This window comes from Collinsella intestinalis DSM 13280, assembly GCF_000156175.1.
GTDB classification, from domain to species: domain Bacteria; phylum Actinomycetota; class Coriobacteriia; order Coriobacteriales; family Coriobacteriaceae; genus Collinsella; species Collinsella intestinalis.
In genome coordinates this window covers 418,168-444,529 of record NZ_GG692710.1, presented here as the reverse complement: position 1 = coordinate 444,529, position 26,362 = coordinate 418,168, and the positions used below count along the sequence as shown (strand labels likewise).

Annotated in this window: 28 protein-coding genes and 1 tRNA gene; 19 read left to right on the top strand and 10 right to left on the bottom strand. The window is 58.6% G+C overall.

Annotation, left to right across the window (positions count from 1 at the left end):
- Position 1 precedes the first annotated feature (1 nt).
- The 17 genes from COLINT_RS02120 to COLINT_RS02040 all read left to right on the top strand — a co-directional run bounded on the left by COLINT_RS02120 (position 2) and on the right by COLINT_RS02040 (position 14,979).
- A complete protein-coding gene (locus COLINT_RS02120; RefSeq protein WP_006722680.1) occupies positions 2-736 on the top strand; it encodes a lysophospholipid acyltransferase family protein in 735 nt (244 codons plus the stop codon).
- Positions 737-1,588, top strand: coding sequence for a 4-hydroxy-3-methylbut-2-enyl diphosphate reductase (ispH, locus tag COLINT_RS02115; RefSeq protein ID WP_006722679.1), 852 nt, complete (start codon positions 737-739; stop codon positions 1,586-1,588).
- A 107-nt stretch (positions 1,589-1,695) separates the two neighbouring features.
- Positions 1,696-2,991 carry a DUF512 domain-containing protein gene (locus tag COLINT_RS02110; protein ID WP_233418313.1) on the top strand — a complete coding sequence of 432 codons (1,296 nt, stop codon included), beginning with the start codon at positions 1,696-1,698 and terminating at the stop codon, positions 2,989-2,991.
- A 299-nt stretch (positions 2,992-3,290) separates the two neighbouring features.
- Entirely contained in the window at positions 3,291-4,628 is a 1,338-nt protein-coding gene (der, locus tag COLINT_RS02105; RefSeq protein WP_006722676.1) for a ribosome biogenesis GTPase Der, read from the top strand.
- 2 nt (positions 4,629-4,630) lie between these two features.
- The gene (gene plsY / locus COLINT_RS02100) at positions 4,631-5,365 is read left to right on the top strand and encodes a glycerol-3-phosphate 1-O-acyltransferase PlsY (RefSeq protein ID WP_006722675.1); all 735 of its coding nucleotides are present in this window, start codon (positions 4,631-4,633) and stop codon (positions 5,363-5,365) included.
- Complete coding sequence (locus tag COLINT_RS02095; RefSeq protein ID WP_006722674.1) at positions 5,358-6,374, top strand: NAD(P)H-dependent glycerol-3-phosphate dehydrogenase; 1,017 nt, start codon at positions 5,358-5,360, stop codon at positions 6,372-6,374. The genes plsY and COLINT_RS02095 overlap by 8 nt, the downstream gene beginning before the upstream one ends.
- 58 nt (positions 6,375-6,432) lie before the next feature.
- Positions 6,433-7,113: a ribulose-phosphate 3-epimerase gene (rpe, locus tag COLINT_RS02090; protein ID WP_006722673.1), complete on the top strand. Its 681-nt coding sequence runs from the start codon at positions 6,433-6,435 to the stop codon at positions 7,111-7,113.
- A gap of 5 nt (positions 7,114-7,118) precedes the next feature.
- Positions 7,119-8,291, top strand: coding sequence for a cysteine desulfurase family protein (locus tag COLINT_RS02085; protein ID WP_006722672.1), 1,173 nt, complete (start codon positions 7,119-7,121; stop codon positions 8,289-8,291).
- Positions 8,278-9,084: a Nif3-like dinuclear metal center hexameric protein gene (locus COLINT_RS02080; protein WP_006722671.1), complete on the top strand. Its 807-nt coding sequence runs from the start codon at positions 8,278-8,280 to the stop codon at positions 9,082-9,084. The genes COLINT_RS02085 and COLINT_RS02080 overlap by 14 nt, the downstream gene beginning before the upstream one ends.
- Positions 9,081-9,794 carry a zinc ribbon domain-containing protein gene (locus COLINT_RS02075; protein WP_006722670.1) on the top strand — a complete coding sequence of 238 codons (714 nt, stop codon included), beginning with the start codon at positions 9,081-9,083 and terminating at the stop codon, positions 9,792-9,794. Before COLINT_RS02080 ends, COLINT_RS02075 begins: the two co-directional genes overlap by 4 nt.
- Before the next feature lie 2 nt (positions 9,795-9,796).
- Entirely contained in the window at positions 9,797-10,981 is a 1,185-nt protein-coding gene (coaBC, locus tag COLINT_RS02070) for a bifunctional phosphopantothenoylcysteine decarboxylase/phosphopantothenate--cysteine ligase CoaBC (RefSeq protein ID WP_006722669.1), read from the top strand.
- A 59-nt stretch (positions 10,982-11,040) separates the two neighbouring features.
- Positions 11,041-11,117: transfer RNA gene (locus COLINT_RS02065), tRNA-Pro, on the top strand.
- 114 nt (positions 11,118-11,231) lie between these two features.
- Positions 11,232-11,975, top strand: a complete 744-nt coding sequence (locus COLINT_RS02060) for a CDP-alcohol phosphatidyltransferase family protein (protein WP_006722668.1) — start codon at positions 11,232-11,234, stop codon at positions 11,973-11,975.
- A gap of 87 nt (positions 11,976-12,062) precedes the next feature.
- On the top strand, positions 12,063-12,473 hold the full coding sequence (locus COLINT_RS02055; protein ID WP_006722667.1) for an FHA domain-containing protein: 411 nt from the start codon (positions 12,063-12,065) through the stop codon (positions 12,471-12,473).
- Positions 12,466-13,362 (top strand): transcriptional regulator FtsR, encoded by an 897-nt coding sequence (ftsR, locus tag COLINT_RS02050; RefSeq protein WP_006722666.1) that lies wholly within the window; start codon positions 12,466-12,468, stop codon positions 13,360-13,362. The genes COLINT_RS02055 and ftsR overlap by 8 nt, the downstream gene beginning before the upstream one ends.
- A gap of 51 nt (positions 13,363-13,413) precedes the next feature.
- Positions 13,414-13,947 carry an adenine phosphoribosyltransferase gene (locus tag COLINT_RS02045; protein WP_006722665.1) on the top strand — a complete coding sequence of 178 codons (534 nt, stop codon included), beginning with the start codon at positions 13,414-13,416 and terminating at the stop codon, positions 13,945-13,947.
- A gap of 147 nt (positions 13,948-14,094) precedes the next feature.
- Positions 14,095-14,979 (top strand): DegV family protein, encoded by an 885-nt coding sequence (locus tag COLINT_RS02040; protein WP_006722664.1) that lies wholly within the window; start codon positions 14,095-14,097, stop codon positions 14,977-14,979.
- A 188-nt stretch (positions 14,980-15,167) separates the two neighbouring features.
- On the opposite strand, the gene COLINT_RS02035 is transcribed toward COLINT_RS02040, so the two are convergent.
- The gene (locus tag COLINT_RS02035) at positions 15,168-16,109 is read right to left on the bottom strand and encodes an NAD(P)/FAD-dependent oxidoreductase (RefSeq protein WP_039910260.1); all 942 of its coding nucleotides are present in this window, start codon (positions 16,107-16,109) and stop codon (positions 15,168-15,170) included.
- A gap of 196 nt (positions 16,110-16,305) precedes the next feature.
- On the opposite strand from COLINT_RS02035, the gene COLINT_RS02030 reads away from it, so the two are divergent.
- Positions 16,306-17,502: an MGDG synthase family glycosyltransferase gene (locus COLINT_RS02030; RefSeq protein WP_233418312.1), complete on the top strand. Its 1,197-nt coding sequence runs from the start codon at positions 16,306-16,308 to the stop codon at positions 17,500-17,502.
- A 160-nt stretch (positions 17,503-17,662) separates the two neighbouring features.
- Here the strand turns inward: COLINT_RS02030 and COLINT_RS02025 are convergent, their stop codons facing one another.
- From COLINT_RS02025 to COLINT_RS08100, 4 genes are all read right to left on the bottom strand, one after another.
- The gene (locus COLINT_RS02025; protein ID WP_006722661.1) at positions 17,663-18,976 is read right to left on the bottom strand and encodes an NCS2 family permease; all 1,314 of its coding nucleotides are present in this window, start codon (positions 18,974-18,976) and stop codon (positions 17,663-17,665) included.
- A 34-nt stretch (positions 18,977-19,010) separates the two neighbouring features.
- Positions 19,011-19,454 carry a dUTP diphosphatase gene (dut, locus tag COLINT_RS02020; protein WP_006722660.1) on the bottom strand — a complete coding sequence of 148 codons (444 nt, stop codon included), beginning with the start codon at positions 19,452-19,454 and terminating at the stop codon, positions 19,011-19,013.
- A gap of 2 nt (positions 19,455-19,456) precedes the next feature.
- Complete coding sequence (gene nrdR, locus COLINT_RS02015; protein ID WP_039910259.1) at positions 19,457-19,900, bottom strand: transcriptional regulator NrdR; 444 nt, start codon at positions 19,898-19,900, stop codon at positions 19,457-19,459.
- A gap of 87 nt (positions 19,901-19,987) precedes the next feature.
- A complete protein-coding gene (locus COLINT_RS08100) occupies positions 19,988-20,449 on the bottom strand; it encodes a LysM peptidoglycan-binding domain-containing protein (protein ID WP_006722658.1) in 462 nt (153 codons plus the stop codon).
- A 157-nt stretch (positions 20,450-20,606) separates the two neighbouring features.
- Here COLINT_RS08100 and lexA point away from each other — a divergent pair, with 157 nt between their 5' ends.
- Entirely contained in the window at positions 20,607-21,245 is a 639-nt protein-coding gene (lexA, locus tag COLINT_RS02005) for a transcriptional repressor LexA (RefSeq protein ID WP_039910258.1), read from the top strand.
- A 42-nt stretch (positions 21,246-21,287) separates the two neighbouring features.
- On the opposite strand, the gene hflX is transcribed toward lexA, so the two are convergent.
- The 5 genes from hflX to COLINT_RS01980 all read right to left on the bottom strand — a co-directional run bounded on the left by hflX (position 21,288) and on the right by COLINT_RS01980 (position 26,354).
- Positions 21,288-22,577 carry a GTPase HflX gene (gene hflX, locus COLINT_RS02000; RefSeq protein ID WP_006722656.1) on the bottom strand — a complete coding sequence of 430 codons (1,290 nt, stop codon included), beginning with the start codon at positions 22,575-22,577 and terminating at the stop codon, positions 21,288-21,290.
- Positions 22,574-23,494, bottom strand: coding sequence for a tRNA (adenosine(37)-N6)-dimethylallyltransferase MiaA (gene miaA, locus COLINT_RS01995; protein WP_006722655.1), 921 nt, complete (start codon positions 23,492-23,494; stop codon positions 22,574-22,576). Before miaA ends, hflX begins: the two co-directional genes overlap by 4 nt.
- On the bottom strand, positions 23,491-24,852 hold the full coding sequence (gene miaB, locus COLINT_RS01990; protein ID WP_006722654.1) for a tRNA (N6-isopentenyl adenosine(37)-C2)-methylthiotransferase MiaB: 1,362 nt from the start codon (positions 24,850-24,852) through the stop codon (positions 23,491-23,493). Before miaB ends, miaA begins: the two co-directional genes overlap by 4 nt.
- Before the next feature lies 1 nt (position 24,853).
- Positions 24,854-25,174 carry a stage V sporulation protein S gene (locus COLINT_RS01985; RefSeq protein WP_039910257.1) on the bottom strand — a complete coding sequence of 107 codons (321 nt, stop codon included), beginning with the start codon at positions 25,172-25,174 and terminating at the stop codon, positions 24,854-24,856.
- A 91-nt stretch (positions 25,175-25,265) separates the two neighbouring features.
- On the bottom strand, positions 25,266-26,354 hold the full coding sequence (locus tag COLINT_RS01980) for an ATP-binding protein (protein WP_006722652.1): 1,089 nt from the start codon (positions 26,352-26,354) through the stop codon (positions 25,266-25,268).
- Between the last annotated feature and the right edge of the window lie 8 nt (positions 26,355-26,362).

Sequence of the window (26,362 nt, the reverse complement as noted above, 5' to 3'; positions counted from 1 at the left end):
CATGGCCGGGGAGATCTCGACTCCGCGTGATGCGGCTTCGCATTACAACTGCCCCATGTCGGCGTTTCCGCTGCATGAGCGCGCGATCTATACCATCGTCATGGCTGTTCTCTGGGCATTCTCCAAAGTCATGTGGCGCTGGCATCTCGAGGACGCCGAGAAGGTGCATGCCCGCCGCACCGACGGCGTCGTCATCATTTGCAATCACACTTCGATGGCCGAGGTTTTGCCCATCGTTACGAGCGAGTGGGCGGCCGGCCGCCGCGTCCGCCCGATTTTCAAGTCGGAATTCAACAAGACGGGCATCGTCCGCTGGGCTTTCGCCCTCGCGGGCGGCATCCCCGTCGATCGCGGTGAGGCTGATATGGCGGCCCTGCGCGCGGCCCAGCATGCCTTGCAGCGCGGCGAGGATGTGCTGATTTTCCCTGAGGGCACTCGCGTTCGCACCGATGACCAGCCGGTCGAGGTTCACGGAGGCTTCGCGCTTATAGCGCAGATGGGAAAGGCGCCCGTTTCCCCGATTGCCGTTTGCGGTTTTCGCGATATCACACCTGCTGGTAAAAGAATCATGCGCCCCAAGAAGTGCTGGATGCGAGCTGGTGATTCCGTCCTTCTCGAAGATGCTCCCGAGGGCATGAAGCGCCGCGAGCGCACGCAGTGGGTTGAGGACGAGTCCATTCGACGTATGTACGCGATCCGCGATGCGCTGCGCGCTGAGCATCCGGGGAGGTTCTAGATGACTCACATCGAGATCGAGGTCGCTCGTTACGCCGGCGTATGCTACGGCGTCGAGCGTGCGCTCGGCATGGCCGAGAAGGCCGCTGACGAGGCCCGCAAGCCCGTCAATACGCTCGGCCCCCTCATTCACAATCCGCTGGTCGTCAACGATCTCGAACGCATCGGCGTGGGCACTGCCTCGAGCGTTTCCGAGGTCGAGGAGGGCACGCTCATCATTCGTGCCCACGGCGTCGTGCCGAGTGTCGTCGAGGATGCCCGTGCCCGCGGCCTCGATGTCTTGGATGCAACGTGCCCCTATGTCAAGAAGGTCCATAACGCCGCCGAGCGCCTCGTGCGCGAGGGGTATCAGCTCATCGTAGTAGGGGAGAGCGGCCACCCCGAGGTCGAGGGCATCATGGGACACGCAGGGGATGACGCTCACGTGGTCTCCGTCCCCGGGGATCTCGACGCCATCGATCTTTCGCGCAAGGTCGGCGTGGTCGTGCAGACCACCCAGACGCCCGGAGCGCTGGCCGATGTCGTTGCCGAACTATCCAAGCGGACCATGGATTTGCGCGTCATCAACACCATCTGCTCCGCGACTCAGGAACGTCAGGATAGCGCGGCCGAACTTGCCCGTCGCGTCGACGCGATGATCGTCGTCGGCGGCAAGAACTCCGGCAACACACGTCGTCTTGCCGAGATTTGCACGGCGGCCTGCCCCAAAACGCATCACATCGAGGACGCCTCCGAGATCGAGGCGGCGTGGTTTGACGGAGCTTCTCATATCGGCGTGACCGCAGGCGCTTCGACGCCTGCCTCGCATATTGAGCGCGCCCTTGTCCGCATGCGGAGCCTTTTGGAGTCCTGATGGCCGAACGAGATTCGAACATGCCCTCGGTACCCACGTATGCGGGCACCGTTGCGCCATATGCCCTGTCAAAGGATCCATCTTCAGACGGCGCCACCGTTTTGTCGGTGACCCCCGATTCTCCCGCATATGACATAGGGCTCGAGCCTGGTATGCGCGTGCTCACGGTGAATGGCAAGCCGCTCACCGATATGATCGTGTGGCTGTGGGAGACCGAGGACGTCGAGGCCGAGATCGAGGTATTCGATCCGCGTGACAACACGGTCGCATCTGCCGTGATCGAGCGTTTCCCGGGCGAGGAATGGGGCGTCGATTTCGATGGCGTCGTCTTCGACGGGATGCGCACCTGCGTGAACGCCTGCATCTTCTGCTTCATGAACATGCTCCCCAAGGAGAGCCGATCCACTCTCACCATTCGGGACGACGATTATCGCCTGAGTTTTTTGCAGGGCAATTTCGTGACGCTTACGAATATGAAGGACCCCGAGGTCGAAGATGCCATCGACAAGATGCTCTCGCCCATGAACGTGTCGCTTCATGCCATCACGCCTGAGTGCCGACGCAAGCTCATCGGGCGCAACGCTCCGCGTGGCATCGAGGTGCTTGAGCGCTTCCTCGAGGCCGGTATCGAGATCCATGCGCAGATCGTGCTTTGCCCCGGGATCAATGACGGAGACGAGCTGCTCGCAACTCTCGAGTACGTCGAGGCCCATCCCGGCATCACGAGCCTTGCCATCGTCCCGCTTGGCTTCACCAAGCATCAGAAGCGCTTCACCAGCTCGTATTCCGATGACGTCGAGGCGTCGCGGGCCGTTGTCAAGATGCTCGAGCCGTTCCAACAGCGCGCCCGCGAGGAGCGCGGTTGCACGGTATTTCAGCTCGCGGATGAGTTTTACATCGATGCCCATCTGCCGGTCCCACCTGCAGAGACCTATGATGGCTTTCCGCAGTTCTACGACGGCATCGGTATGCTTCGCAGCTTCCTGGACGAAGTCGAGTCCGTAAGGGCTGTCAGGAGTTTGGAGGTCGCTCGCGTTTCCGAGCGGCTCGGCGAATCGAGTCGTCGGGTCCTCATCATTTCCGGAGAAGCGGCGCAGGGCACCTTCGGCGCGTTTTGCAGCATGTTCGATGCAGGCGTTGTCGATGTCTTCGCGATCAAAAACGAGTACTTCGGCGGCAACGTGAACGTCACGGGCCTCATCTGCGCGGGCGATCTGCTCGGCCAGCTGCCAGCCGACCTGACGGACATCGAACTGCTCATTCCGGATGTGATGTTCAACTACGACGGACTTACCCTCGACGGCCTCGCCCGTGATGAGGTCACAGCTGAACTCGAGCAGCGCGGTGCGATCGTGCATTACGCCACCCCCGCGCCGAACTATCTACTCGACGCGTTGGTCTAACTGAACGCCGATGCGCGGGCATAATTCCTTCGGGCGTGGTTTCGCTTCGCTTCACAAAAAACGCCCTACGGAAATATCCCCGCGCATCGGCTGCCCATAAATAACGCCGAGCACTAATTTTTCCAACGAGGGTGGCTTGGATCGCGATGGGCGACCCTCCGGGGTGGACATATTCTCGTAGGGTGTTTTGTGAGTGAAGCGAACCACACCCGAAGAGATTATGTCCACCCCGTGGGATGCGTCATCGCCACGGAGCACATGCTAGAATTTCACCAACTGTGACTATCCAAGGAGAACCTATGTCTCGTCCTATTGTCGCGATCGTCGGGCGCCCTAACGTGGGCAAGTCGACGCTCGTCAATCGCATCGCGCAGACGTCCGATGCCATCGTTCATCAGAGCCGCGGCGTCACGCGCGACCGCAGCTACCATGTCGCCGACTGGAACGGCCGCGAGTTCATGCTCGTGGATACGGGCGGTATCGAGCCAATGAAGAGCGACGATGTCTTTGCCACGTCCATCCGCGACCAGGCCCTGGCCGCCGCCGAGGAAGCCGCTGTCATCCTGTTTGTGGTCGACGGTTCTGTCGGTGCCACCGAGGAGGATGAGAGCGTCGCCCGCATGGTGCGCAAGCTCAAGAAACCGACTTTCCTGCTCGTTAACAAGCTCGACAATCCCGCCCGTGAGAACGACAGCCTTTGGGAGTTCTACTCCCTGGGCGTGGGTGACCCCGTCGCCGTCTCCGCCCTGCACGGCCACGGCACCGGCGACCTGCTCGACGAGGTCGTCTCCCTGCTGCCCGAGGACGCGGGCGACGAGGACGACGAGCCCGATACGCTGCGCGTCGCCATCATCGGCCGACCGAACGCCGGCAAGTCCTCGCTCTTCAATAAGATGATCGGCAACGACCGCTCCATCGTGAGCAATATCGCCGGTACCACGCGCGATGCCATCGACACAGTTGTCGAGCGCGATGGCAAGCGCTATCGCATGGTCGATACCGCGGGTATCCGTAAGAAGAGCACGGTCTATGAGAATATCGAGTACTACTCCATGGTCCGAGGGCTCCGCGCCATCGATCGCGCGGACGTCGCGCTGCTCGTCGTCGACGCCTCCGCGGGCGTGACGGAGCAGGACCAGAAGGTTGCTAATCTCGCGATCGAGCGCGGCTGTGCCCTGGTGGTACTCCTCAACAAGTGGGACCTCCTCAAGGACGACTACGAGCGCGAGGCCGTCATGGAGACGGTCGATCGCCGCCTGACCATGGCGCCCTGGGCCGAGTATCTGCGTATTTCTGCCATGACCGGCCGCAGCGTCCACAAGATCTGGGATATGGTCGATGCCGCGGCCGAGCGTCGCGCGAGCCATATCACCACTTCTCAGCTGAACAAGCTCCTTACCGATATGCGTGAATTCGGCCATACCGTCTCCGATGGCAAGCGCCGCCTCAAGATGCACTACGTCACGCAGACGGGTGAGAAGCCCCCGGCGTTCACGTTCTTCGTCAACCACACCGACTTGGTGTCCGACAACTACAAGCGGTACATCGAGAACCGCATGCGCGCCACCTTTGATTTCAAGGGAACGCCGATTCGCCTGCGCTTCCGTGCCAAGAAGAGCGACAAGGACAAGGAGTAGCGATGCCGGGGATGGATCGCTTCCTCGCCCTTGCTGGCCCGGGGATGTTCGGAGCTTCCTGGTGGCCGTTGATTCTCACGTACCTTCTCACGTTCCTTGTTTGCGGTATTCCCTTTGGGAAGATCTTTGCCAGATTGCTCGGTAAAATTGACCTGCAGAAGGTCGGCTCCGGCAACATCGGCACCACCAATGCGCTCCGCGCCGGAGGCCCCAAGGTCGCGATTCCCACGCTCATCTGCGACGTCTTCAAGGGCGTTCTTGGCGTGAACGCGGCCCGTCTCGTCGTCGCGAACATGGTCCGCATCGAGCCCGTCGACGTACTCGCCCTCAACGGTGGCGCCGGCATCGGCGACACCCTCCTGGCTATCGCGGGGCTCGTATGCCTGTGTGGCCATATCTTTTCGCCCTATCTCCACTTCAAGGGTGGTAAAGGTATTGCGACGGGCGTGGGTGTGCTGTTTGGTCTTTCCTGGCCCTTCGCCTTGCTGCATCTCGGGATCTTCATCGTGGTCGTGGCGTTCACGCGTCTCGTGTCGCTCGGTTCCATCATCACCGTTCTGGCCCTGCCTATCACGGTTCCCTTGTATTTTGCGGGCGATAGCCTGAGCTTCAAGGTGATCATGTCCCTTCTCGGGCTGCTGATCGTTTGGGCCCATCGCTCCAACGTCAGGAAGCTCTTGAATGGCACGGAGTCCAAACTCTCTTTTTCTAAACGCGTCGATAAGATGGATGAGTAACATGCGCATCGCACTGATCGGTACCGGTTCGTGGGGCACGGCCATGGCCGGCCTTGTGGCCTCTCATGGGCATACCGTCGTCATGTGGTCCTACGACCCCGCTCCGGCGCACGAGATCAACGAGCTTCATACCAACAGCTGCTATCTCTCAGATTACACGCTGCCTGAGAACGTGAGCGCGACCTGCTCACATGAGGAGGCTCTGGCTGGCGCAGATGCTGTGATTTTCGCCGTACCCTCATCGTTCTTGAGGGGCGTTGCCCGTGATTGCGCGCCCTACATCCCGGATGGTTTGCCGGTGCTTTGTCTGGCAAAGGGAATCGAGCTCGGCACCGGGCTGCTTATGAGCGACGTCATCGCCAGCGAAATCGGTCATCCTGAGCGCATCGCGGCGCTTTCGGGCCCCAATCACGCCGAGGAGATCTGCCATGGGGCCCTTTCCGCCTCGACCATCGCTTGTGAGAGCATGGAGATCGGCGATTTCTTCAAGGGAATCATCCTCGGACCGAACTTCCGCATCTACCTCTCGACCGATCTGGTCGGTGTTGAGCTTTGCGGTGCGATGAAGAACATCATGGCCATCATCTGCGGCATCGCAGCCGGATCGGGCATGGGCGACAACGCCCTTGCGCTCATCATGACCCGTGGACTGGCTGAGATGAGCCGTCTGGTCCATGCTTGCGGCGGAGAGGCTATGACCTGCATGGGCCTGGCCGGCATGGGCGACCTGATTGTGACGTGCACCTCGCGCCATTCGCGCAACCGTTCTTTTGGTGAGGCGTTCGCCCGTGGTGAGACGCTCGAGGAGTACCAGGCGCGACGTCGGATGGTCGTCGAGGGAGCAGCGGCCGCAAAGAGCGTCAGCGAGCTTGCGCGCTCCAAGGGCGTCGACGTGCCATTTGCCTTTGCGCTTGAGCAGCTCCTCTACGGCAGCATGACGCTCGAGGAGGCGCTCGACCAGCTTACCAGCCGCATGCCGGGTGAGGAGTTCTACGGTCTCGACGAATAGCCGTTTCGCATCTTCAGCCCTCGCATAACCGCATATCAATTCGTTCGAAAGGAACGCCATGTCAGCTTCAATCCAGATTTCCCCTTCCATCCTGTCGGCCGATATGGCGAACCTCGCGCACGACCTGAAGCGCATCTCGAATGCGGACCTGATCCATGTTGACGTCATGGATGGTCACTTTGTGCCGAATCTGAGCTATGGCACGGCCATCGTAAAGGCATGTAAGAGCGCCACGGACATCCCGCTCGACGTTCATCTCATGGTTTCCAATCCCGACGACACGGTTAATTGGTACATCGACGCCGGCGCCGATCTCGTCACCGTCCACTATGAGGCCTCCACTCATCTGCACCGCACGGTTTCCCACATCAAGTCCCGTGGCTGCAAGGCTGGTGTGGTGCTCAACCCCGCCACTCCCGTGGATGTGCTCGAAGATATCCTCGATGAGCTCGATATGGTCCTGCTCATGAGCGTGAACCCTGGTTTCGGCGGACAGAAGTTCATCCCGCGCACGCTCGATAAGCTCCGTCGCCTGCGCGCCATGTGCGTCGAGCACGGCGTCGATCCGCTCATCGAAATCGATGGCGGTGTGGGCGCCGGCAACGCCGAGGAGCTTGGTGCCGCCGGTGCGACGGTTCTCGTGGCCGGTTCGGCCGTCTTCGGAGCTGAGGATCCGGCTCAGGCAGTCGAGGACATCCGTCAGGCCGGTACGCGCGGCCGAGCTTCCAAGGAAGCGTAGGCGCGATGTCTGACACGTATACCAATCTCGACTACGCGGCCTCGACGCCCATGAGGCCCGAGGCAATCCGCGCTCAGCTTGATTACGATGCCTCGGAAATCGCCGGGGCAAATCCCAACTCCCTGCACTCCCTCGGTCGCAAGGCCGCGCAGGTGCTCGAATCTTGTCGTAGGGTTGTCGCCCGAAGCTTCGGTTCGCACGTACGCGCCTCTGAGGTGTTGTTTTGCGGTGGCGGAACCGAGGCCAACGTCTTGGCGCTCATAGGTCTTGCCGAGGCGGCTCGTGCGGCCGATCGCCGGCGCGACCGTGTTGTCGTTTCCGCGATTGAGCACGATTCGATCATCGATAATCTCCCGCAGCTTCGCGCTTTCGGATTCACGGTCGATACGGTCAAGCCCAACCGTCGAGGATATGTCGAACCTTCTGAGCTCGAAGCGCTCATGGGACCCGATGTCGCGCTTGTGTCGATCATGTTCGCCAACAACGAGACCGGCGTTATCCAGCCCGTCCGAGCGCTTGCCGATGTGGCCCATGCCCACGGGGCCGTCTATCACGCCGACGCCGTCCAGGGTTGGCTGCATGTGCCCTTTGATGTTGCAGATCTCGGTGTCGATGCCCTCTCCATCGCCGGGCATAAGGTCGGTGGGCCGGTCGGCATCGGCGCCTTGTATCTCAAGGGCCGAACCCCGATTCGCCCACGCAGCCTCGGAGGTGGGCAGGAGCGCGGTCTCAGACCCGGCACCCAAGATCTTCGGGCCATAGTTGGACTTGCCGCCGCCGCCGATGCACTTTTCCCGCACGTGGCTGAGCACGTTTCTGTACTCAGGCCTCTGGCCGATAACCTGTATGATCGACTCTGCTCAAATTCCAAGGTTCATGCCACGATGGGGGATTGGGCCGATTCCGATCGTCTCCCCGGCATCGTGAGCATTTACGTCGAGGGCGTCGACTCTGAGGAGCTCATCTTGAAGCTCGACGGCCTTGGGTTCGCCGTTTCCGCAGCGAGTGCCTGCTCGAGTGGGAGTATGGATGCCAGCCATGTGCTGCGGGCTATGGGGATCCCTCGTGAGGATGCGCTCGGCTCCTTGCGCATCTCCTTCGACGACCGCGTCGACCCTGCGGCCCTCGACCGGTTTGTCGAGGCCTTTTTCGAGGTGGCGCACGATGCTCGTCCGTGACCTTGAATCTTCCCTGCTCGCACGTTTCCCACGTCGGGATGCCGAGGCCTGGGACCATGTGGGGCTCTCCGTGGGCGATCCCGATGCCAAAGTACGCGGTGTGCTGTGCTCTTTGGATGCCACCCTGGACTCGCTGCACGCTGCGTGCTCCTTGGGTTGCAATGTGCTGTTGACGCATCACCCGGTTTACATCTCGGCTCCCGACAGCTTCTGTCCTCCATCTGCTGAGCGTCCCTCGAGTTCCGCCGTCGTGTACGAGGCCGTCCGGCTCGGTGTGAGTGTCATCTCGCTTCACACCAACCTTGATCGCTCCCACGAGGCGAGGGCCTCACTTCCTGGGCTTCTCGGTATGGAGGCGCGATCTTCTCTCGAGTACCCAAGCGACCCGGATGCGACTGGTTTGGGAAGCCTGTGTGCTTGTGACCCCATCCCGCTCGGCGATCTTGCCGTTCGTCTGCGGGATTCGTTTGAGACGGCACCGACCGTTTGGGGCGATCCTAAGATGACGGTCTCTCGACCGACATTTCTCGGCGGTAGCCTCGGTGATTTCGGTGAGCTCGCCGTGCGCGCGGGCGCCGATGTCGTGGTGACCGGAGAGGTGGGCTATCATCGCGCCCAGGACCTCTCTCTCAGGGGGATGGGGGTTGTGGCTTTGGGCCACGATCGCTCCGAGCAGCCGTTCTGCTCGATTTTGGCCGACGCCTGCGTCTCGATTGGCGTCCCGGCCGAACACGTATATGTCAATCCGCTGCCCACGCAATGGTGGGTGCCGACGCAAGGAGATTTCGCATGAGTCTTGGTTCCGATCTGATCAAGCTGCAGGAGACCGACCTCGAGCTTGCAAAGCTGGGCAAGCAGCTCGGCTCGCTGCCCATCATCGACGAGCTTGGCAAGAAGCGCGCGGCTCTCACCAAGCTCCGCGCCGAGGCCACGCGCCTGCTCGCCGTTCGCAAGGACGCGCAGATCGCCGTCGATGACCTCGATGAGGGCGAGCGCGCCTGCCATGAGGCCGCCGCCGCCGCTCAGGCCCGTCCCGTCGATCCGAGTGATTACCGTGCGATGCGAGATCTGGAGGAGGAGCTCTCCAATCTTGCCAAGCGCCTCGAGCGCATCGAGTTCGACCGTCCCGAGGCACGCGAGGCGCTGGCCGCTGCCGAGGAGCGCGAGCGCAAACTTGCCGACTACATCAAGCGCTTCGAGGCCGCCATTGTCGAGGACACGCGTTCCGCCCGCGATCAGGCCTCTGCCATTCAGGCCGAGATCGACGAGCTTTCCCTTCGCCGCAGCCACCTGTTCGGCCGTCTGCCTGAGGACGTCCAGGGGCTGTACGAGCGCTCCTCTAAGCGCTTCAAGGGCCTGTGTGTCGAGCGTATCCAGGGCAACGTCCCGACGGTCTGCCGCACCGCCCTCCAGCCCGCGTCCATGGATGCGCTTCGTCATGCGACCGATTATGCCGAGTGCCCGTACTGCCACCGCATCATCGTGGTCAACGAGCAGGAGTAGTCATGCCAAAGACCGTTCTCGTTTGCGTTACGGGATGCATCGCCGCGTATAAGTCATGTGAGATTGTCCGCCTTCTCCAGAAGGCCGGCGTGCGTGTCAAGGTCTGCATGACCGAGCACGCAACCGCGTTCGTGGGCCCGACCACCTTTCGAGCGCTCACGCACGAGGAGGTTGCGATCGACCTGTTCGACAACCCCTCCGACCCGATTCACCATATCTCGCTTGCCAAGGAGCCCGATGCCGTTCTCGTGGCCCCGGCCACGGCCAACGTCATCGCCAAAATGGCCCATGGCCTTGCCGATGACCTGATGAGCACGACGCTGCTTGCGACGGATGCCCCCATTGTCGTGGCTCCCGCGATGAATGTGGGGATGTGGACGGCGGCCGCCACTCAGGAGAACGTTGCGACCCTCGCTGCCAGGGGCTGTGAGATCGTCTACCCCGCTACCGGCTACCTTGCCTGCGGTGACACCGGACAGGGCAAGCTCGCCGAAGTCGAGGCAATTGTGGACCGTACGCTTGCCGTGCTCGGGCGATCCGACATCCTTGCGGGCGAGCACGTGCTCATCACCGCCGGCGGTACGCGTGAGGCCATCGACCCCGTACGCTATATCGGCAATCGCTCCTCCGGCAAGATGGGCTACGCGCTTGCGTGCGCCGCACGGGACATGGGGGCCCGCGTCACCTTGGTGAGCGCCCCGACGGCCCTTCAGGCGCCTCAAGGTGTGTGCGTCGTTCCCGTCGAGTCGGCTGCGGAGATGCATGCCGAGGTCGAGCGCGCTTTCGAAGAGGCCACCATGCTCGTTTGCGCCGCTGCGGTCGCGGATTATACCCCCGCTACCGTCGCCCCCGAAAAGCTCAGCAAGTCCGATGGCGAACTGACCTCTGTTCCGCTCGTCAAGACGCGCGACATCCTTGCGGACATGTCGTCCAAGAAGGACGATCGCGTCGTGATCGGCTTTGCCGCCGAGACGAATGACCTTACTCGTCGTGCCGTCGACAAGCTCGCCCGCAAGGGCTGCGATGCCATCGTCGCCAACGATGTGTCGCGTTCGGAGTCCACCTTCGGCTCAAATACGGATGCGGTTCTTTGGGTGACAGGGGAGGGGGCTGAGGAGATCCCCTGCATGGACAAGCAGGACCTCGCCTATGAGCTGCTGAAACGCGCCAAAGGACTAAAATCTTAAAACAGATGAAAAAAGTTCTTGCATCTGTTGGAACCTTTGGGTAAAGTAATTCCTTGCTTCGGGACGTAGCGCAGCTTGGTAGCGCACTTGCATGGGGCGCAAGGGGTCGCTGGTTCAAATCCAGTCGTCCCGACCACGGAGCATTAAGGGCGGCCATTTGGTCGCCCTTTTCCATTTTCAGGTTGTCGGCTTACGCGTTTCGTAAGCGGGTATCATGCCTCCAGTGTTTCATGTTCTAGGGGAGTAAGGCGTGGCCGCAGGCAAGATCAGGAAAAAGATCAAGAAGGAGCTCATCGGTACCTCCGATTATCCTTCCAATAAGATCTTCACCATCTCAAACTTCATCACCTTCACGCGCTTGATTCTCACGGGCGTTTTTCTGTACCTGTTCGTGACCGACCAAAACCGTTACGTCGCCCTCGCCATATACGCGATCGCGGCTTCTACCGATTGGCTCGACGGGCAGATCGCACGCATGACCAAGACCGTGAGTTGGCTGGGAAAGATGCTCGATCCCATTGTGGACCGCGCCTTGCTCTTCACCGGTGTCGTCGGCCTGGTTGCTCGAGGTGAACTGCCGCTATGGATCTGCCTAGCCATCGTCGGTCGCGATGTGTACCTGTTCCTCGGCAATTTTGTGGTTCGCCATTACCATCGCAGGCCCATCGATGTCGTTTTTATCGGCAAGCTCGCCACCGCTCTGCTGATGAGCGGTTTTACCTTGATGCTCCTCGGGATGCCGATGCTCGATGGCCTGGGCCTTGTCCCGGCCTCCGTTTCCTGGCTGCCCGGCATTAACGACGTGGCCGCTCCGCTGGGTATTTACTTCGTGTATGCAGGAGTCTTCTGCTCACTGGCAACGGGTGGCGTCTATACCGTCAAGGGCATGGTCGCCATTCGCGCCGCGATTGCGCATCCCGAGGACGAGGATGATGATTTTCTAAACCCTGAGATCGATGATGCCGATGATGCCGAGGTCGTTGAGAACGCATAACGACACCGATATGCGAACTATTTGGGTTAGAATAAATTATTGATTGTATTTTCCGGGTTTATCCCGTTTTGCCGCTAGGGGGTTACCATGGCCAATGTCGAGCAGAATGAGACAACGCGCGTTTTTCGCATGCCGAGCAGCGATGCCACCGCGCCTGACCTCATGAAGAGCACGCCCCTCATCGTCCCGGTCCTTTCCATCATCAAGGGGCCGCAGACCGGCAATGTCTTTGAGTTGGATCAGCCCGAGGTCACCATCGGTCGCGATCCCTCCAACACGATCTTCCTCAACGACATGACCGTCTCTCGCAGCCATGCCAAGATCCTGCGCAACGCCGCCAGTGTTCTCATCGAGGATCTCGGCTCCCTCAATGGCACCTGGGTTGATGGCGCCATCGTCAACTCCGCGCCTCTGCACGACGGCTCGTCCGTGCAGATCGGCACGTTCACGCTGATGTACCACGAGAGCACCGTGGAGCGCATCGAAACCGGTGAGTAGCTTGGCTGAGCGCAGCTACCTCAGCATCGGGCAGGTGGTCAACCTCCTGCGCGGAACGTATCCCGATCTCTCCAACTCAAAAATACGCTTCCTTGAGGACGAGGGGCTTATTACGCCCCATCGCACCCCTAAGGGCTATCGTCAGTACTCCAAGGCCGACGTTGACCGCCTTGAGGTCATCTTGCATCTTCAAAAGACGCGGTACATGCCCCTTTCCGCTATCAAGCAAAAGCTCGATAGCGCCTCGGACCTGTCCGCGCTCGCGTTCGAGGTCGGTCTCTTGACAGATGCCCCCATGAAGGTTGCCTCTAAGGAGACGCGCCAGAAACTGCATCCCATTGAGGACGTCCCTGACATCCTCGGTGTCGATATCGCGTTTCTGCGCCAGCTTTCCGACAATGATCTCATCCGCATCATACGCAGCCCGCAGAACCGCGAGCTTATCGATGGCCGTGATTTCGAGATCATCCGCCACTGTGCCGAGCTTTCGCGCTTTCATATCGAGCCGCGCAATCTGCGTCAGTATGTGATTGCAGCCAATCGCGAGTCCGCGCTCTTCGAGCAGGTTCTCATTGGCATGCTCGGTTCCGATGACTCCGATGATGACCGTGAGGCTAAGCTCGACCGTGCTTTTAAAACGTTGCACGACCTCACCGATGGCGTCCGCACCGCCCTTCTTCGCAACCGTGTATTCGAATCGCTTAACGCGGTCGTTGAAGATGCCGACGTCGATGCAATCGATGATGAGATAACCCGTGCGCAGCAGGCCGCTCAGAACCATGTGAGCCAGCAGTCTTACGCGACTGGGCATGAGCAGGTCGTGAGCGCATTGGATGCAAGCGAGCTCGCAGCCCAACCGATTCGCGTCCTCCCCGTCGACGCTTCATAGCGCCGTACGTTGTGACAATCAAAGCCAAAACGAGTAGAAAGATGCGCCGACATGTCCGATTTTGACTTCGAGTCCTTTATCACCGACATCCCCGATTATCCCGAGCCCGGTGTTGTCTTTAAGGACATCACGCCCCTGTTCGCCGATGCCAACGCAATGCGTCAAACCGTTCTCGCGATCGCTGATCACTTTCGTGATGCGGGTATCACCAAGGTTGTCGGCCCCGAGGCTCGTGGCTTCATGATCGGCGTGCCCGTTGCCATGGAGCTCGGAGCTGGCTTTATTCCCGCTCGCAAGCCCGGTAAGCTGCCCCGTGAGACCTACTCCGTTAGCTATGAGCTCGAGTATGGTTCCGATACGCTCGAGATTCATCGCGATGCGATCGAACCCGGTGACCGCATCCTGATCGTCGACGACCTTATCGCCACGGGTGGTACTGCTGCTGCAACCGGCAAGCTCATCCAGGAGGTTGGGGGCGAGCTGGTCGGCTATGCTTGCATCCTCGAGCTTACGTTCCTGAATCCGCGCGACGTACTTGCGACTTCGGGTGATCAGGAGCTGTTCAGCCTGGTCAAGGTCGGTTAACGCACACTTCCGTCGGTTATGGGGAGGAAAGGGGAGAGCCTTTCCTCCCCATCTTCATATGCGCTGGGTTTCTGCCTTTTCCTCCTCAACTGGTCATTTTAGTAGGTATATACTCTGGTCTCGATAAATCGAGCGAAAGGAACCCTCATGACTTGGGCTATTATCGCTGACTCTAGTTGCAACTTGCGTGACTATACGCCTGCCACTCCCAATTGCACCTATGCATTCGCGCCGCTGACTCTCCACGTGGGAGGGGAGGAGTACCCCGATGACTCCGACTTGGATGTGAGCAAGCTGAACGAGCGAGTCCATTCGGAGGCAACAGCATCGAGTTCGGCATGCCCGAGCGCTGGCGAATGGGCTGATCTGTTCCGACTGGCCGATAACGTCATTGTTGTGACGCTTTCCTCCAATCTTTCGGGAAGCTACGACTCTGCTCAGATGGGCCGCAATCTCGTTATGGATGAATATGCTCGAGAGCACGGCGGTCAGATTATGGGCAAAAACATCTACATCCTTGATTCTCGAGCTGCGGGCGCAAAACTCGAGGTCATGGTCCGCCTTATCGATCGGTACCTTATGAAGCACTCTGATGCGACGTTCGACGAGGTCGTTTCGTATGCGAAGAAGCTCGAGTCGAACAGCCAGGTGCAATTCTCGTTGAGGAGCTTCGACAATCTTGTCAAGAATGGGCGCATGCCCAAGCTGGTTGGCGCACTCGCAAGCGGCCTTTCCATTCGTATGCTTGGAACGGCAAGCGAGCAGGGCACCATCAAGGTGATTGCCCCGACTCGTGGCGATAAGAAGACGATGAAGAAAATCCTCGATGTCATGAGGTCGGACGGATATCGTGGCGGCCTGGCATATATCGATCATGTCGACAATGTCGAGGGTGCAGAGGAGCTGGGCCGTGCGATTGCATCCGAATGGCCGCAGGCCGAAGTCGAGATCCTTCCTTGTCGAGGTCTCTGTTCTTATTATGCTGAGGAATCTGGTTTGATCATCGGGTATGAGTGGAACGGCCTGAGTTAAGTAGTCTACCGGCCTGCGCACACGTCTTGATGGGTGTGCAGGCCGGTTACCTATTCCCATTCTAACTTTACATAATATATATTATCAGGAATGACTAAGTCTTGATTGTTGTCATTCTGTTAGCGACAGACGCAAGCTGCGCAAAGACGCCCTCTGAGATTAGGCATTCTCAGAGGGCGTCTGCATCATCAGGCAGATAGAGACTCGATGTAATGATAAGCAGCTGTTGCCGCAATGGCGCCGTCAGCAGCCGCCGTGACAACTTGTCGTAGCGACTTGGACCTCATGTCGCCTGCGCAATACAAACCCGGCGTCGTGGTGCCCATATGCTCGTCGGTCAGTACGCCGCCATCGGGGCCGAGTTCGGCCAAACCTGCAACGAGATTCGTGGCGGGATCGTGACCAACTGCAACAAAGACGCCGACGGATCCCTCGTCGTACGATTCGACGTGCGTTTCACCTGTGACATTGTCTCGAAATGTGATGGCGTTGATAAACGTCGAGCCCGAAACTTCGGTAATACTCGTTTGGTACCTAATTGAGATGTTGGGCTTGGCGGAGAGCCGATCGACCATTCCATGGGATGCACGGAACACATCACGGCGAACGATGATCTCTACCTGGTCGGCAAGATTCGATAGATAGAGCGCCTCCTCGACGGCAGAGTTGCCGCCGCCGATGATGAACACGTGTTTACCACGATAAAACATGCCGTCGCAAGTGGCGCAATACGATACGCCTCGGCCCCTGTACATCTCTTCTCCTGAGAAGTTGCCGGGACGGGGCGTCGCTCCCGTGGCGACGATAACGCTTTTGGCTTCAATGGAATCCATGTCGGTTGTGATGGTGAATCCACTTTCATGGCGTGTGAGGGATTGAGCTGAACCGTAGGTCGATTGTGCGCCGGCAGATTCCGCATGGGCCTGCATTTTCTGTCCGAGTTCGGCACCCGAGCATTGTTCGATTCCAGGATAGTTGTCAATCATATCTGATGTGGCAATTTGACCACCGGGCATGCCCTGCTCGACGACAAGCGTATCAAGGCTGGCACGTGCAGCGTATAAAGCAGCGGAGTAACCGGCGGGGCCTCCGCCGATGATCACAAGATCGCGTTGATTTGGCGTGGACATAAGAACCTCCATACGTCGTTTCTCTGCTCTTACCCGATAGCGGGAATCTGTTACACATGGGGTCGTACAATACCCTTATCGTCTTTGGGGGTGCCTGATGCAAGATCGTACAGATTGTCCGTGCGAGCCCGTTGCGGCTATGCCTGCGTCCGTTCCTTCGGGAAGCGAATCCACGCATAGGCCGACCATCGCGGTTGTGCATGCATCCGTCGGTTCTGGTCATCGTGCGGCGGCAAATGCGATCGCCCAGGCCATCGAGCAACTTCGTGGTCTCGATGGTGTTCCGCAGGACGTTCAGGTCGACGTCCTCGATATTCTCGATTTCGGAAAAATCAAGTTCGACGGTAATAAGACAGCTGCTGCGTTCACTGGGGCAACAAGGCCGCTCTATGATGTCACCTGGCGCTTCACACTTACCGGGCGCCTTTTGTGGGGTGGCGGCTCAGCATGGTCGACCTTGATGTTCGATTCTTTCGATGAGTATGTTCAGAAAGCGCGTCCCCTTGCCATCATCTGCACTCATATCACCGCTGCAAATGTGGCGGTGGGCGCCCGCATGCGCACTAAGATCGAATATCCCGTTGTCTGTGTTCCAACTGATTATGAGATCGAGGGATTTTGGCCACATAAGGAGGCCGACCTCTTCTGCGTGGCGACGGAGTTTATGGCTGAGACCCTACGTCCGAGAAAGGTCCCCGAGAGCGCCATCGAGGTGACGGGCATTCCGGTCCGGTCTGGCTTCGGCGATTCCGGCCGTCGCGACGCGGATCGCAAGCGCTTTGGTCTTCCTGCGAATAAAACGTTGGTGCTTGTTATGGCGGGCGCCGCTCTCCCCCAGCCTTACGTTCGTTTTAGGGCGGCAATTGAGGAGACCCTCCCCTATCTTCGAAGATTCGAGGACATGCACTTTATCTTCTTGCCCGGCAAGGATAAATCCTACGCCGACCATCTACGCTCGATCTTTTCGGGAATGAAACTCTCAAATGCGATGGTCATGGATTACGTCGACGATATGGCAGCTCTTATGCATGCCTGCGACCTTGCCATTCTTAAATCTGGTGGTCTTACGGTGACCGAATGCCTGTGCGCGGAGCTGCCGATGCTGCTGTTGGGCAAGGCCTATGGCCAAGAGAAGTCAAACACCGTCATGCTCACGTCGTTTGGCGCCAGCATGCATGCCACGACCTCTCGTGAGCTTGTGATGCAGCTTACGCATCTACACGACAACAAGGAGGCTCTCCATGGGCTTCTGGTTAACGCCAGTGCGCTGAGGCGACCTGATGCCGCTGCTGACATTGTCCGTGCGACCATGCGCCTCGTTGGGGTACCCTGCGATCGTGAGCGGCATTTTGCCGAGTTTTACTGGGGCGGGAAACCGGCCCACGCGCGATAGGCGCTTGCTTTTTGCTCTGTGTTCTGCCGTTGTGCTTGTTTGAACGTACGACGTTGCTCTGGCGAAGTTAATCTCCATGTAAAAGAAGCGCCCTCGACGAGCATTAACTCGTCGAGGGCGCTTCGTCTTGGCATCTCAGGTTACGTGCTGAAGCGCGTAATTAGAGAAGCAGGAAGTAGGCCAGGAAAGCGGCGGCGGCAACCCACATGAGCGGGCGGACCTTCTTGATGTTGCCGGTGACGGAGGCAACGATTACATAGGCGATGAAGCCGAGGCCGATACCGTTGGAAATGGAGTACGTGAACGGGATACCGATGATGATCATGAAAGTCGGGAATCCCTCAAGGATGTCGAACCAGTCGATCTCGGTGACCTCGCTCATCATGAGGAAGCCAACGTACACCAGGGCGCCGCAGGTCGCCGCAGAGCTGATGCAGCTGATCAGCGGGGAGAAGAATGCGGCAAGCAGGAACAGGATGCCCGCAGTGATGGAGGTGAGACCGGAACGGCCGCCGTCAGCGGCGCCGGAAGCGGACTCAACAAACGTGGTGATCGAAGACGCGCCGAACACGCCACCGGCTGCGGCGGCGACAGAGTCAACGATGAGGATCGGCTTGATGTCCTCGACCTTGCCCTCGTCGGAAAGGAAGTCACCCTGCTTGGCGACGGCCATCGCGGTGCCCATGGTGTCGAAGAAGTCGCTCATCATGAGAGAGAAGGCGAAGAGCAGGAGCGCGGGAGTGGTGAGGGCCTTGACGACGCCCATGACGCCATCGGCGTCAGCCATGAAAGGAGCGCCGAACGTGGAGAAGTCGAGCGGAGCTACGATGCTGGACGGAGCCGCTGTAACACCCAGCGGAATGCCCAGAATGGATGCGATGACGATGCCCCAGAGCAGCGCGCCCTTGACGTTCATCGAGGAAAGGATGACCGTGGCCACAATGGAAATGAGGCCAACGAGGAAGACGGGGTCAGTAACGCTACCCAGGGAAACCATGGTGGCTTCGTTGGCGACGATAATGCCGCCGTCCTTGAGGCCGATCATAGCGATGAAAAGGCCGAGACCGATGGAGATGCCATGACGGAGCGACACGGGAATGGCGTCCATGATGGCCTCGCGAAGGCCGCAAAGAACGAGCAGAAGAATGGCGATGCCTTCAACGAAGATGATGGCCATGGCGGTCTGCCAACCGAGCCCCATCGCGCCGCAAAGCGTGTAGGCGACGATGGAGTTGATGCCCATACCGGAAGCGCAGGCCAGAGGACGATTCGAGATGAAGCCCATCGCGATCGTCATGATGCCGGCGCCAATGCAGGTGGCAGTGACCGCGGCGGTCATGGGAACGCCGCCTGCAGACAGGATAAGCGGGTTGACGACGATGATGTAAGCCATCGCCAGGAACGTTGTCAGGCCGGCGCGAAGCTCGGTCGCGATGTTCGAGTTGCGCTCCCCCAACTTGAAGAACTGGTCCATGTGGTTATCCCCCTATGCTCAAGGACCGACTGACTTATTTCGAACCACTCGAACCGAAACCGCCGCAACCGCGGTCAGTCTCGTCGAGTTCGTCGACTTCTACGAGGTGCACGACGGGCACCTGCTGGATGACGAGCTGAGCGATACGCTCGCCTCGCTCGATGTGGATAGCCTTTTCGGAGTCGAGATTCACCGCGATCACCTTGAGCTCGCCACGATAGTGGGCGTCGATGAGACCGGGCGTGTTGGCGATGGAGAGCCCCTGCTTTAGGGCCATGCCGCTGCGCGGCTGCACAAAGCCCGCGTAGCCATCGGGAATTGCAATCGCAAGACCCGTTGGGATGAGGACGCGCTGATAGGGTTCGATGACGACGTCCGCATTGGCACGCAGGTCGAGGCCTGCATCCCCCTCGTATGCATATGAGGGGAGTTCGACGCTCGGATCGAGACGCTTAATGGAAACGGAAAGCTCGGACATGGTTACCTCAACTTATCAAGCTCGGAAATAAACTCATCGACATCGCGGAAATCGCGATAGACGGATGCGAAGCGGATGTAAGCGACCTTATCGATGCGTTCTAGCCTCTTTAGGACCATGTCGCCGATGTCGTGCGATCGGATGGCAGTCAGCGTTCCGCCTCGAAGCTCGCGCTCGATATCATCGATGAGCGCGTTGAGTTCGGACAGGTCGATGTCTCGTTTCGAGGTGGCGCGCATCAGTCCGACGAGCAACTTATTGCGGTCAAAAGGCTGGACGGACCCATCGCTTTTAATAACTTCGATGGGGTCCTCGCATCGCTCGAACGTGGTGAAACGATATCCGCAAGAACGGCACTCACGCCGGCGCTTGATGGCATTGGTTGTATCCTGCGCTCGAGAATCAATGACGCGCGTGTCATCATGTCCACAGCTTGGACAACGCATATCGCTATCCCCCTCCCATTGAGACAACCTATTTAGAATACCATGCGATGAGGGGGTGTAGCACAATTTAGTTCCGCTGGAAACCTATTACCTTGCAGCGGTGGGAACGGAAAGCTCCATACCAGGAACCAGCAGGCCCGAATCGAGGTCGTTGACCATCTTGATGGCATCGACTGTCTCAGTAATGGAGAGGCCGTCGATAGGGTTCTTTTCGGCGATGTTCCACAGCGTGTCGCCGGTGGTGACCTCGACGATTTTGGTGGGGGCGTTCAGAAGCGCGTTAAGCTTGGAATCCGAGGAAGCGGACCCCATGAATATAGTGCCTGCAACGCAGACAGATACCGCAAGCGCAGCGAGGGTGAATACAAGTTTATCGTTCATCTTGGCGCCCTCGAGCACCGTGCGACTGGGATATGCAATCGGGGCGAATAGCTGCGGGCGCGAAGGTGCGACCGCCTTTTGAGCAGCAGACCCGTCGATAACGGTGAAACGATGCTCCTCAGCAGGGGCGAGGGCGAGATTTCCAACAACGCGGATCTGACTCTTCATGGCGTGCTCCTTTCGGCTCTGTTCTCTGCATATAGATATAAATGGCCGTTCGGACAAAACTCGTTCTCTTAGAACGGGTGTTCGTGTATTATTATCTTCGAACAGTTGTTCCTGTCAAGAAATATTCGAACAAGTGTTTGATGAGAAGGGATCTGCCGTGAGCCGTAAAATCACCAAGCGCCAGCAACAGATTTACGATTTCATCCGCTCCTATCAAAAGGAAAAGGGCTATCCCCCGAGCGTTCGCGAGATGGCGGCCGCCGTCGGGCTCTCTTCTCCATCCACTGTCCATGCTCACCTCAGCGCGCTCGAAGAGCACGGCTTGATTCGCCGTGACGCGACGAAGCCGCGCGCGCTCGAGGTGTTCAATTCCGACGGATCGTCGTACAAGCCGGAAGAATCCACCGCCTCGTCTGCCCGTGGCACGGTCAAATTGCCCCTCGTCGGTCGTGTCGCTGCTGGCATGCCCATTCTCGCAGAGCAGAATATCGAGGATTCGTTTACTGTTCCCACGGAGATCGCAACGGATTCAAGCTCGTTTGTCCTGGAGGTGCACGGGGATTCCATGATCAATGCTGGCATCTTCAACGGCGATTACATCATCGTGCGCGAGCAGAAAAGCGCCATGAACGGTGAGATTGTCGTCGCCATGATCGATGGGTCGGCAACGGTTAAAACGTTCTATAAGGAGCGCGGCCGCGTTCGACTCCAACCCGAGAATGACGCCATGGAACCCATCTACGCCGACAACCCGACGATACTCGGCAAGGTTGTCGCCCTGATGCGTCGCTTTTAAATAATTGGATCGAAAATTCGGAATCGGAGTGAGCCCCTCGGCTCACTCCGTGACGTATGGTTTGACGCGCGCGGCAATATGGCGCGGCACCTTGCAAACGAGCCTGATCCGATCCTCGAGGTACTCCTCGATAAGAATGTTGCCCTGAGTCCTTATGGAGGAGAGCAGCAGGCCTTCCCGATAGGGAATCTCGCAAGATATCGGTGCATCACATGCCGACGCTTCATGGATTATCCGATTCAGCAGCTCCTCTTTCCCCTCTCCGGTAACGGCGGAAAAGAATACGGCCCTGGGGTCTCGGCGCCTCAGCGATTCAACTACAGAGGAATCCAGGCGGTCGATCTTGTTGTAAACAGTGACGGCCGGTTGATCGGCCGCTCCAACTTCATCGAGAACGTGCTCTACGGCATCGACATGCCGCGGATAGTCAGCATCGGAGATATCGACCACGCGTAAGATGAGATCGGCGTCCCTAACTTCCGATAACGTTGATTTGAAAGCCTCGACCAAGCCGTGCGGTAGCTTCTGGATGAAACCGACGGTGTCGGTAATGGTCACGTTTCTGCCACCGGGAAGACTGAGTGAGCGGGTCGTCGGATCGAGCGTAGCGAAAAGCTTGTCCTGCGCAAGCACAGAGGGGCCGCAGAGCTGATTGAGCAGCGAGGACTTCCCGGCATTCGTATAGCCTGTGAGTGCGATGCGAAACGTCTGCGAGTCATTGCGCTTCTTCGATTGAACGTCACGACGTTTCTCGACCTCTCGCAGTTCATGCCTCAGTTGGGCGATTCGATTGCGAATCATGCGTCGGTCGATTTCCAGCTGGCTCTCACCCTGACCGAACCTGCTGCCGATGCCGCCGCGCGTCTGCTCTTTAGCAAGATGGCTCCACATGCCCCGCAGTCGTGGCAAAAGATATTGCAATTGTGCGAGCTGGACTTGCAGGCGGCCTTCACGTGTTCGAGCGTGCAAACCGAAGATATCGAGAATAAGGGCGGTACGGTCGATGACCTTCGTCGGTTCACCGAGCGCGCGTTCAAGATAGGACTGTTGAGAGGGACTCAGGTCATCATCGAAAATCACCACATCGGCATCGAGTCTTTGCACGAAGCCTTTGAGTTCTTCAACTTTGCCCGACCCGATATAGGATTTCGGTACGGGTCGGTCGAGTCGTTGCGTCAGTCGGGCTACGGTGCCAGCGCCCGCCGTGTCGGCGAGTCGCTCGAGTTCGTCGAGCGAGCGCTCGATGGGCCAACCGTCACTTCTCCAGTCAACGCCGACGAGAATAGCGCGCTCCGGTGTCGGAGCAGTGTCCACGAGTTCGAAACGACTCATCCTTTCAGCACCTCGTGCTCTATAAGATCGAGGGCGTCTTCGACTCCCATCCTATCGAGATCGACCCAACGTGTTCGTTCGTCGCGCTTACACCAGCTGATCTGGCGCTTTGCATAGCGGCGGGAGCGCTGTTTGATCAAGTCGACTGCATCGGAAAGAGCGCATTCGCCATCGAGGTATGAAATGAGCTCTTTGTATCCGATTGCCTGCATGGACGTGAGCGCGTCACGTGCACCGCAATCAAGCAGTCCCTTGACCTCTTCAAGGAGGCCCTCACCCATCATGACGTCGACGCGTCGATCGATCCGCTCGTACAAACGGGCGCGGTCCATGGTGAGCGCAAAGGTTACGTGCTCGTAAAACGGATTGTGCTGTGAAAACCCAGCTGCCTGATCGGCGTAGGAAACACCCTCATCGCACATCTCGAGCGCGCGAACGACACGTTTAACGTTATTAGGATGAATAATCTCCGCGCTTCGGGGATCGCGTTTCTCGAGCATAGCGTGAATTCCGAGGGGTCCGAGATCCTCGGCGAGCTTGTTGTAGCGCTCGCGACGCTCATCGTCGACTTCCCCCTTGGGGAAGTGCATGTCATCGAGCGCAGCGCGCAAATACAACCCGGTGCCGCCACAAAATATGGGCGTTTTGCCTTCGCTTTGCAACCGCTCGACCTCACCACGTGCGTCAACCTGGAACTGCGCGGCGGAATACGGTTGAAATACGTCCACTAAGTCAACGAGACGCAGCGGAACGGGGCGCTCGTCAGCGGGCGTTTTGGCCGTTCCGATATCCATACCACGATAAACCTGCATGGCATCGGCGGAAAGCACCTCACTCCCCCATCGTATGGCGAGCATATCGGCGAGGGAGCTCTTTCCAACAGCAGTGGGTCCCGTTATCGCTACGATTGGAGTCATCGAGCATCGCCTACGGACGCACCCGCCAAATACCATGTGCGTGCCGTATCGACGTGGACGTCGATGACCTTGCCGATGAGCGTCGTGGGGTCCACGCCCGCAGGCACAGGGCAGTGCACGGTTTGGTTCCAAGGGCTCTTGCCCTGCAAAACGTTGGGGTCCTTCTTGGACGTGCCTTCGATGAGCATGGGGACGGTGGTGTCCAGCGAGCCTTGGTTGAAGTCGAAGGCGGTCTGCTCGACATGCTTTACGAGGCGATCGAAGCGCTCCTGAATAACCGAACGAGGAGTGGGGTCGACGATTTTCGCAGCAGGCGTTCCCTCACGCTTGGAGTAGATGAACGTGAACGCCTGAGCGAATTTCGCTTCATCGACGAGGGAGACAGTCTGCTCGAAATCCTCTTCCGCCTCACCGGGGAAACCGACGATGATATCCGTGGTGAGGGCGATATTGGGAATGCGATCGCGGACACGCTGCACCAGGTCAAGATATTGTTCGCGCGTGTACTTGCGATTCATGAGTTTCAAGATGCGTGAAGATCCAGACTGTACGGCCAGGTGCAGTTGCGGCATGACAGCGGGAACTTCGGCCATGGCATCAATCGTCTCGGGAAGGAGATCCTTCGGATGAGACGAGGTAAAGTAGATGCGCTCGATTCCGGTGTCGCCCACGCGGCGGAGCAGCTCGGCAAAACGTGGGTCGTGATCGTGGTCGCGCCCATAGGAGTTGACGTTCTGGCCAAGAAGCGTGATGGATCGAACGCCTTGGCGGACAAGCCCGGTCACCTCATCGACGATTTCGTCCATGGGACGGCTCTTCTCGCGTCCGCGAACGTATGGAACGATGCAATAGCTGCAGAAATTATTGCAGCCGGTCATGATCGGAACCCATGCGTGATAAGCGGTCTCACGATGCCAGGGCATATCGGTGGCAGCGCCGGTGTCGATCTCCTCGACTCGGACATGATGGTCGCCGTCTGCGAAGGCATCGGCCAGGAGATCGGCGACATGGGCGATTGAGTGAGTTCCGAAAATGACGTCGACGTTATCGAGATTGGTGAGCAGGCCCTCACCATCACGCTGGGCGATGCAGCCGCCTACGGCGATGACGCGCTTGCCGGAAGGCGATGCAGGAAGGCTTTTGCAAGAGGAGCACTGACCGTACAGGCGGGTATCCGCAGCCTCGCGCACACAGCATGTCATGAAGATGACGATATCGGCATCCGCGGGACTGGAAGCAACCAAGCAGCCGCAGGAATCCAACAAGCCGCTTACGCGTTCGGAATCGTGCAAATTCATCTGGCATCCGAACGTGCGGATGAAATAGGTCTTTCCGGAAAGGATAGAAAGGTTGGACATGTTAGCAAACCTGCTTAAAATCGTCGGGAAAATCGGGGATATCGGCGGAGTTGTACGAGATATGGTGCACATACACGGACAGACGTATGGCTGTACGAGATTCACCGTTTATAAGGATGTCCGAGAAGACCGGAGCGCAAGAGATATCGAACTCGGTGGGAATCAGAAACCCGCGGGCGATTGCCATCGCCTTGATGGCTTGGTTGACGGCGCCAGCGCCGACGCACTGCATGTTGACGGGGACGCCATCTTTGACCATGCCGGCTATAGCGCCTGCCACCGAGGCGGGCGATGATTTACTCGAGACCTTGAGGAACTCCATGTACATTTCTCCAGCGAATAAAGTGCATATTTTGGTGTGTTTTAGTTGGTGTAAAGATACCCCATGGACTACACATGGGCAAGTGCACGGGCTAGGTGTCTTCCTTGTCGATATCAAAGGTGACAGTGATGCGGTCTTTTGTGACGCGGACTTTCGGCTCGCGCGACAACGTCAGGAAATATCGAGATGCCAGATCGGTAAAATCTCGTTCCATAGTACGAGAAAAAGAAGCGATATCTTCCTTCGAGATCTTGAGACCGCGTCGGTCGCGCGTAAGATCGATTTGAGCTGGCTCCCCTATTGCAGGCTCCTTTTCGCGCAGAAGACGAGAGGCGATGCTCTTGAGCGGCGCGATGGAACCGCCGAGAATGCGATGGGCGGTGCGCTCGGAAATCTCTATGCCCATGTCGGATGCGATTCGGATGAAGTCGCCGGCATCCGCCGCGCAGGTCAGACGATCGACGACCGGCAATGATTGTTCAGAATCCAAGAAAAGCAAACGTGTGGTATCGACACGAGATGCTGCGTGAGCGTATAGCGTAGCGGCGATTTCGGTGGGGGTGCCAAGATATACGTCACAACCATGCAGCTCTTCACATGCGAACTCGCAAACAGCACGATTGATGTTGTGAGGGCCTTTCACGCAGGAAAGAATGCCATCCTCGTCTTTTGAGGCGGTCGGCCAGGTCGATTGGTCGGCACGCTCACCGAGAGAAGCGGTATCGACGACGACGCGGAATGACGAGCCGCCACCTTGAGCAGAGGTGACGACCTCGGCCGTTTGAGTGTTCTGACGAATTGAGAAAAGGGCCATACCGCGTCCATGGACACCCCATTTGTCCATACGCATGCTTTCGAGCTTGGATGTGACGCGCGCATCGAAGATGCGATCACGCATATCCTCTGGCACTCCCGATCCGTCATCGAGGAAAAGGAGGGTGCGAACACCCTCCTCCTTACTCGTGGCGAGGTAGATATTGCGAGCACCTGCGTCGCGTGCATTTCGCAGCATTTCGACGACGATGTCCTCGACATGTTGGATATCGTGTTTTGCCTGACGGCGTTCAGCCTCGGAAACGCGCAGGCGAACGAAGCCGTCGCCGAGGTTCTCCTCGACACGAAGGTTTCCCTCGCCGGACATGGAGGCGATGAACGAAATAAGGTCGTTGCCGTCAGACATGGGTCACA

Coding starts and splice junctions, on each gene's coding strand:
- COLINT_RS02120 (WP_006722680.1), top strand. CDS start 2: ATGGCCGGGGAGATCTCGACTCCGCGTGATGCGGCTTCGCATTACAAC.
- ispH (WP_006722679.1), top strand. CDS start 737: ATGACTCACATCGAGATCGAGGTCGCTCGTTACGCCGGCGTATGCTAC.
- der (WP_006722676.1), top strand. CDS start 3,291: ATGTCTCGTCCTATTGTCGCGATCGTCGGGCGCCCTAACGTGGGCAAG.
- plsY (WP_006722675.1), top strand. CDS start 4,631: ATGCCGGGGATGGATCGCTTCCTCGCCCTTGCTGGCCCGGGGATGTTC.
- COLINT_RS02095 (WP_006722674.1), top strand. CDS start 5,358: ATGAGTAACATGCGCATCGCACTGATCGGTACCGGTTCGTGGGGCACG.
- rpe (WP_006722673.1), top strand. CDS start 6,433: ATGTCAGCTTCAATCCAGATTTCCCCTTCCATCCTGTCGGCCGATATG.
- COLINT_RS02085 (WP_006722672.1), top strand. CDS start 7,119: ATGTCTGACACGTATACCAATCTCGACTACGCGGCCTCGACGCCCATG.
- COLINT_RS02080 (WP_006722671.1), top strand. CDS start 8,278: ATGCTCGTCCGTGACCTTGAATCTTCCCTGCTCGCACGTTTCCCACGT.
- COLINT_RS02075 (WP_006722670.1), top strand. CDS start 9,081: ATGAGTCTTGGTTCCGATCTGATCAAGCTGCAGGAGACCGACCTCGAG.
- coaBC (WP_006722669.1), top strand. CDS start 9,797: ATGCCAAAGACCGTTCTCGTTTGCGTTACGGGATGCATCGCCGCGTAT.
- COLINT_RS02055 (WP_006722667.1), top strand. CDS start 12,063: ATGGCCAATGTCGAGCAGAATGAGACAACGCGCGTTTTTCGCATGCCG.
- COLINT_RS02045 (WP_006722665.1), top strand. CDS start 13,414: ATGTCCGATTTTGACTTCGAGTCCTTTATCACCGACATCCCCGATTAT.
- COLINT_RS02040 (WP_006722664.1), top strand. CDS start 14,095: ATGACTTGGGCTATTATCGCTGACTCTAGTTGCAACTTGCGTGACTAT.
- COLINT_RS02035 (WP_039910260.1), bottom strand. CDS start 16,109: ATGTCCACGCCAAATCAACGCGATCTTGTGATCATCGGCGGAGGCCCC.
- COLINT_RS02025 (WP_006722661.1), bottom strand. CDS start 18,976: ATGGACCAGTTCTTCAAGTTGGGGGAGCGCAACTCGAACATCGCGACC.
- dut (WP_006722660.1), bottom strand. CDS start 19,454: ATGTCCGAGCTTTCCGTTTCCATTAAGCGTCTCGATCCGAGCGTCGAA.
- nrdR (WP_039910259.1), bottom strand. CDS start 19,900: ATGCGTTGTCCAAGCTGTGGACATGATGACACGCGCGTCATTGATTCT.
- COLINT_RS08100 (WP_006722658.1), bottom strand. CDS start 20,449: ATGAAGAGTCAGATCCGCGTTGTTGGAAATCTCGCCCTCGCCCCTGCT.
- hflX (WP_006722656.1), bottom strand. CDS start 22,577: ATGAGTCGTTTCGAACTCGTGGACACTGCTCCGACACCGGAGCGCGCT.
- miaA (WP_006722655.1), bottom strand. CDS start 23,494: ATGACTCCAATCGTAGCGATAACGGGACCCACTGCTGTTGGAAAGAGC.
- miaB (WP_006722654.1), bottom strand. CDS start 24,852: ATGTCCAACCTTTCTATCCTTTCCGGAAAGACCTATTTCATCCGCACG.
- COLINT_RS01985 (WP_039910257.1), bottom strand. CDS start 25,174: ATGGAGTTCCTCAAGGTCTCGAGTAAATCATCGCCCGCCTCGGTGGCA.
- COLINT_RS01980 (WP_006722652.1), bottom strand. CDS start 26,354: ATGTCTGACGGCAACGACCTTATTTCGTTCATCGCCTCCATGTCCGGC.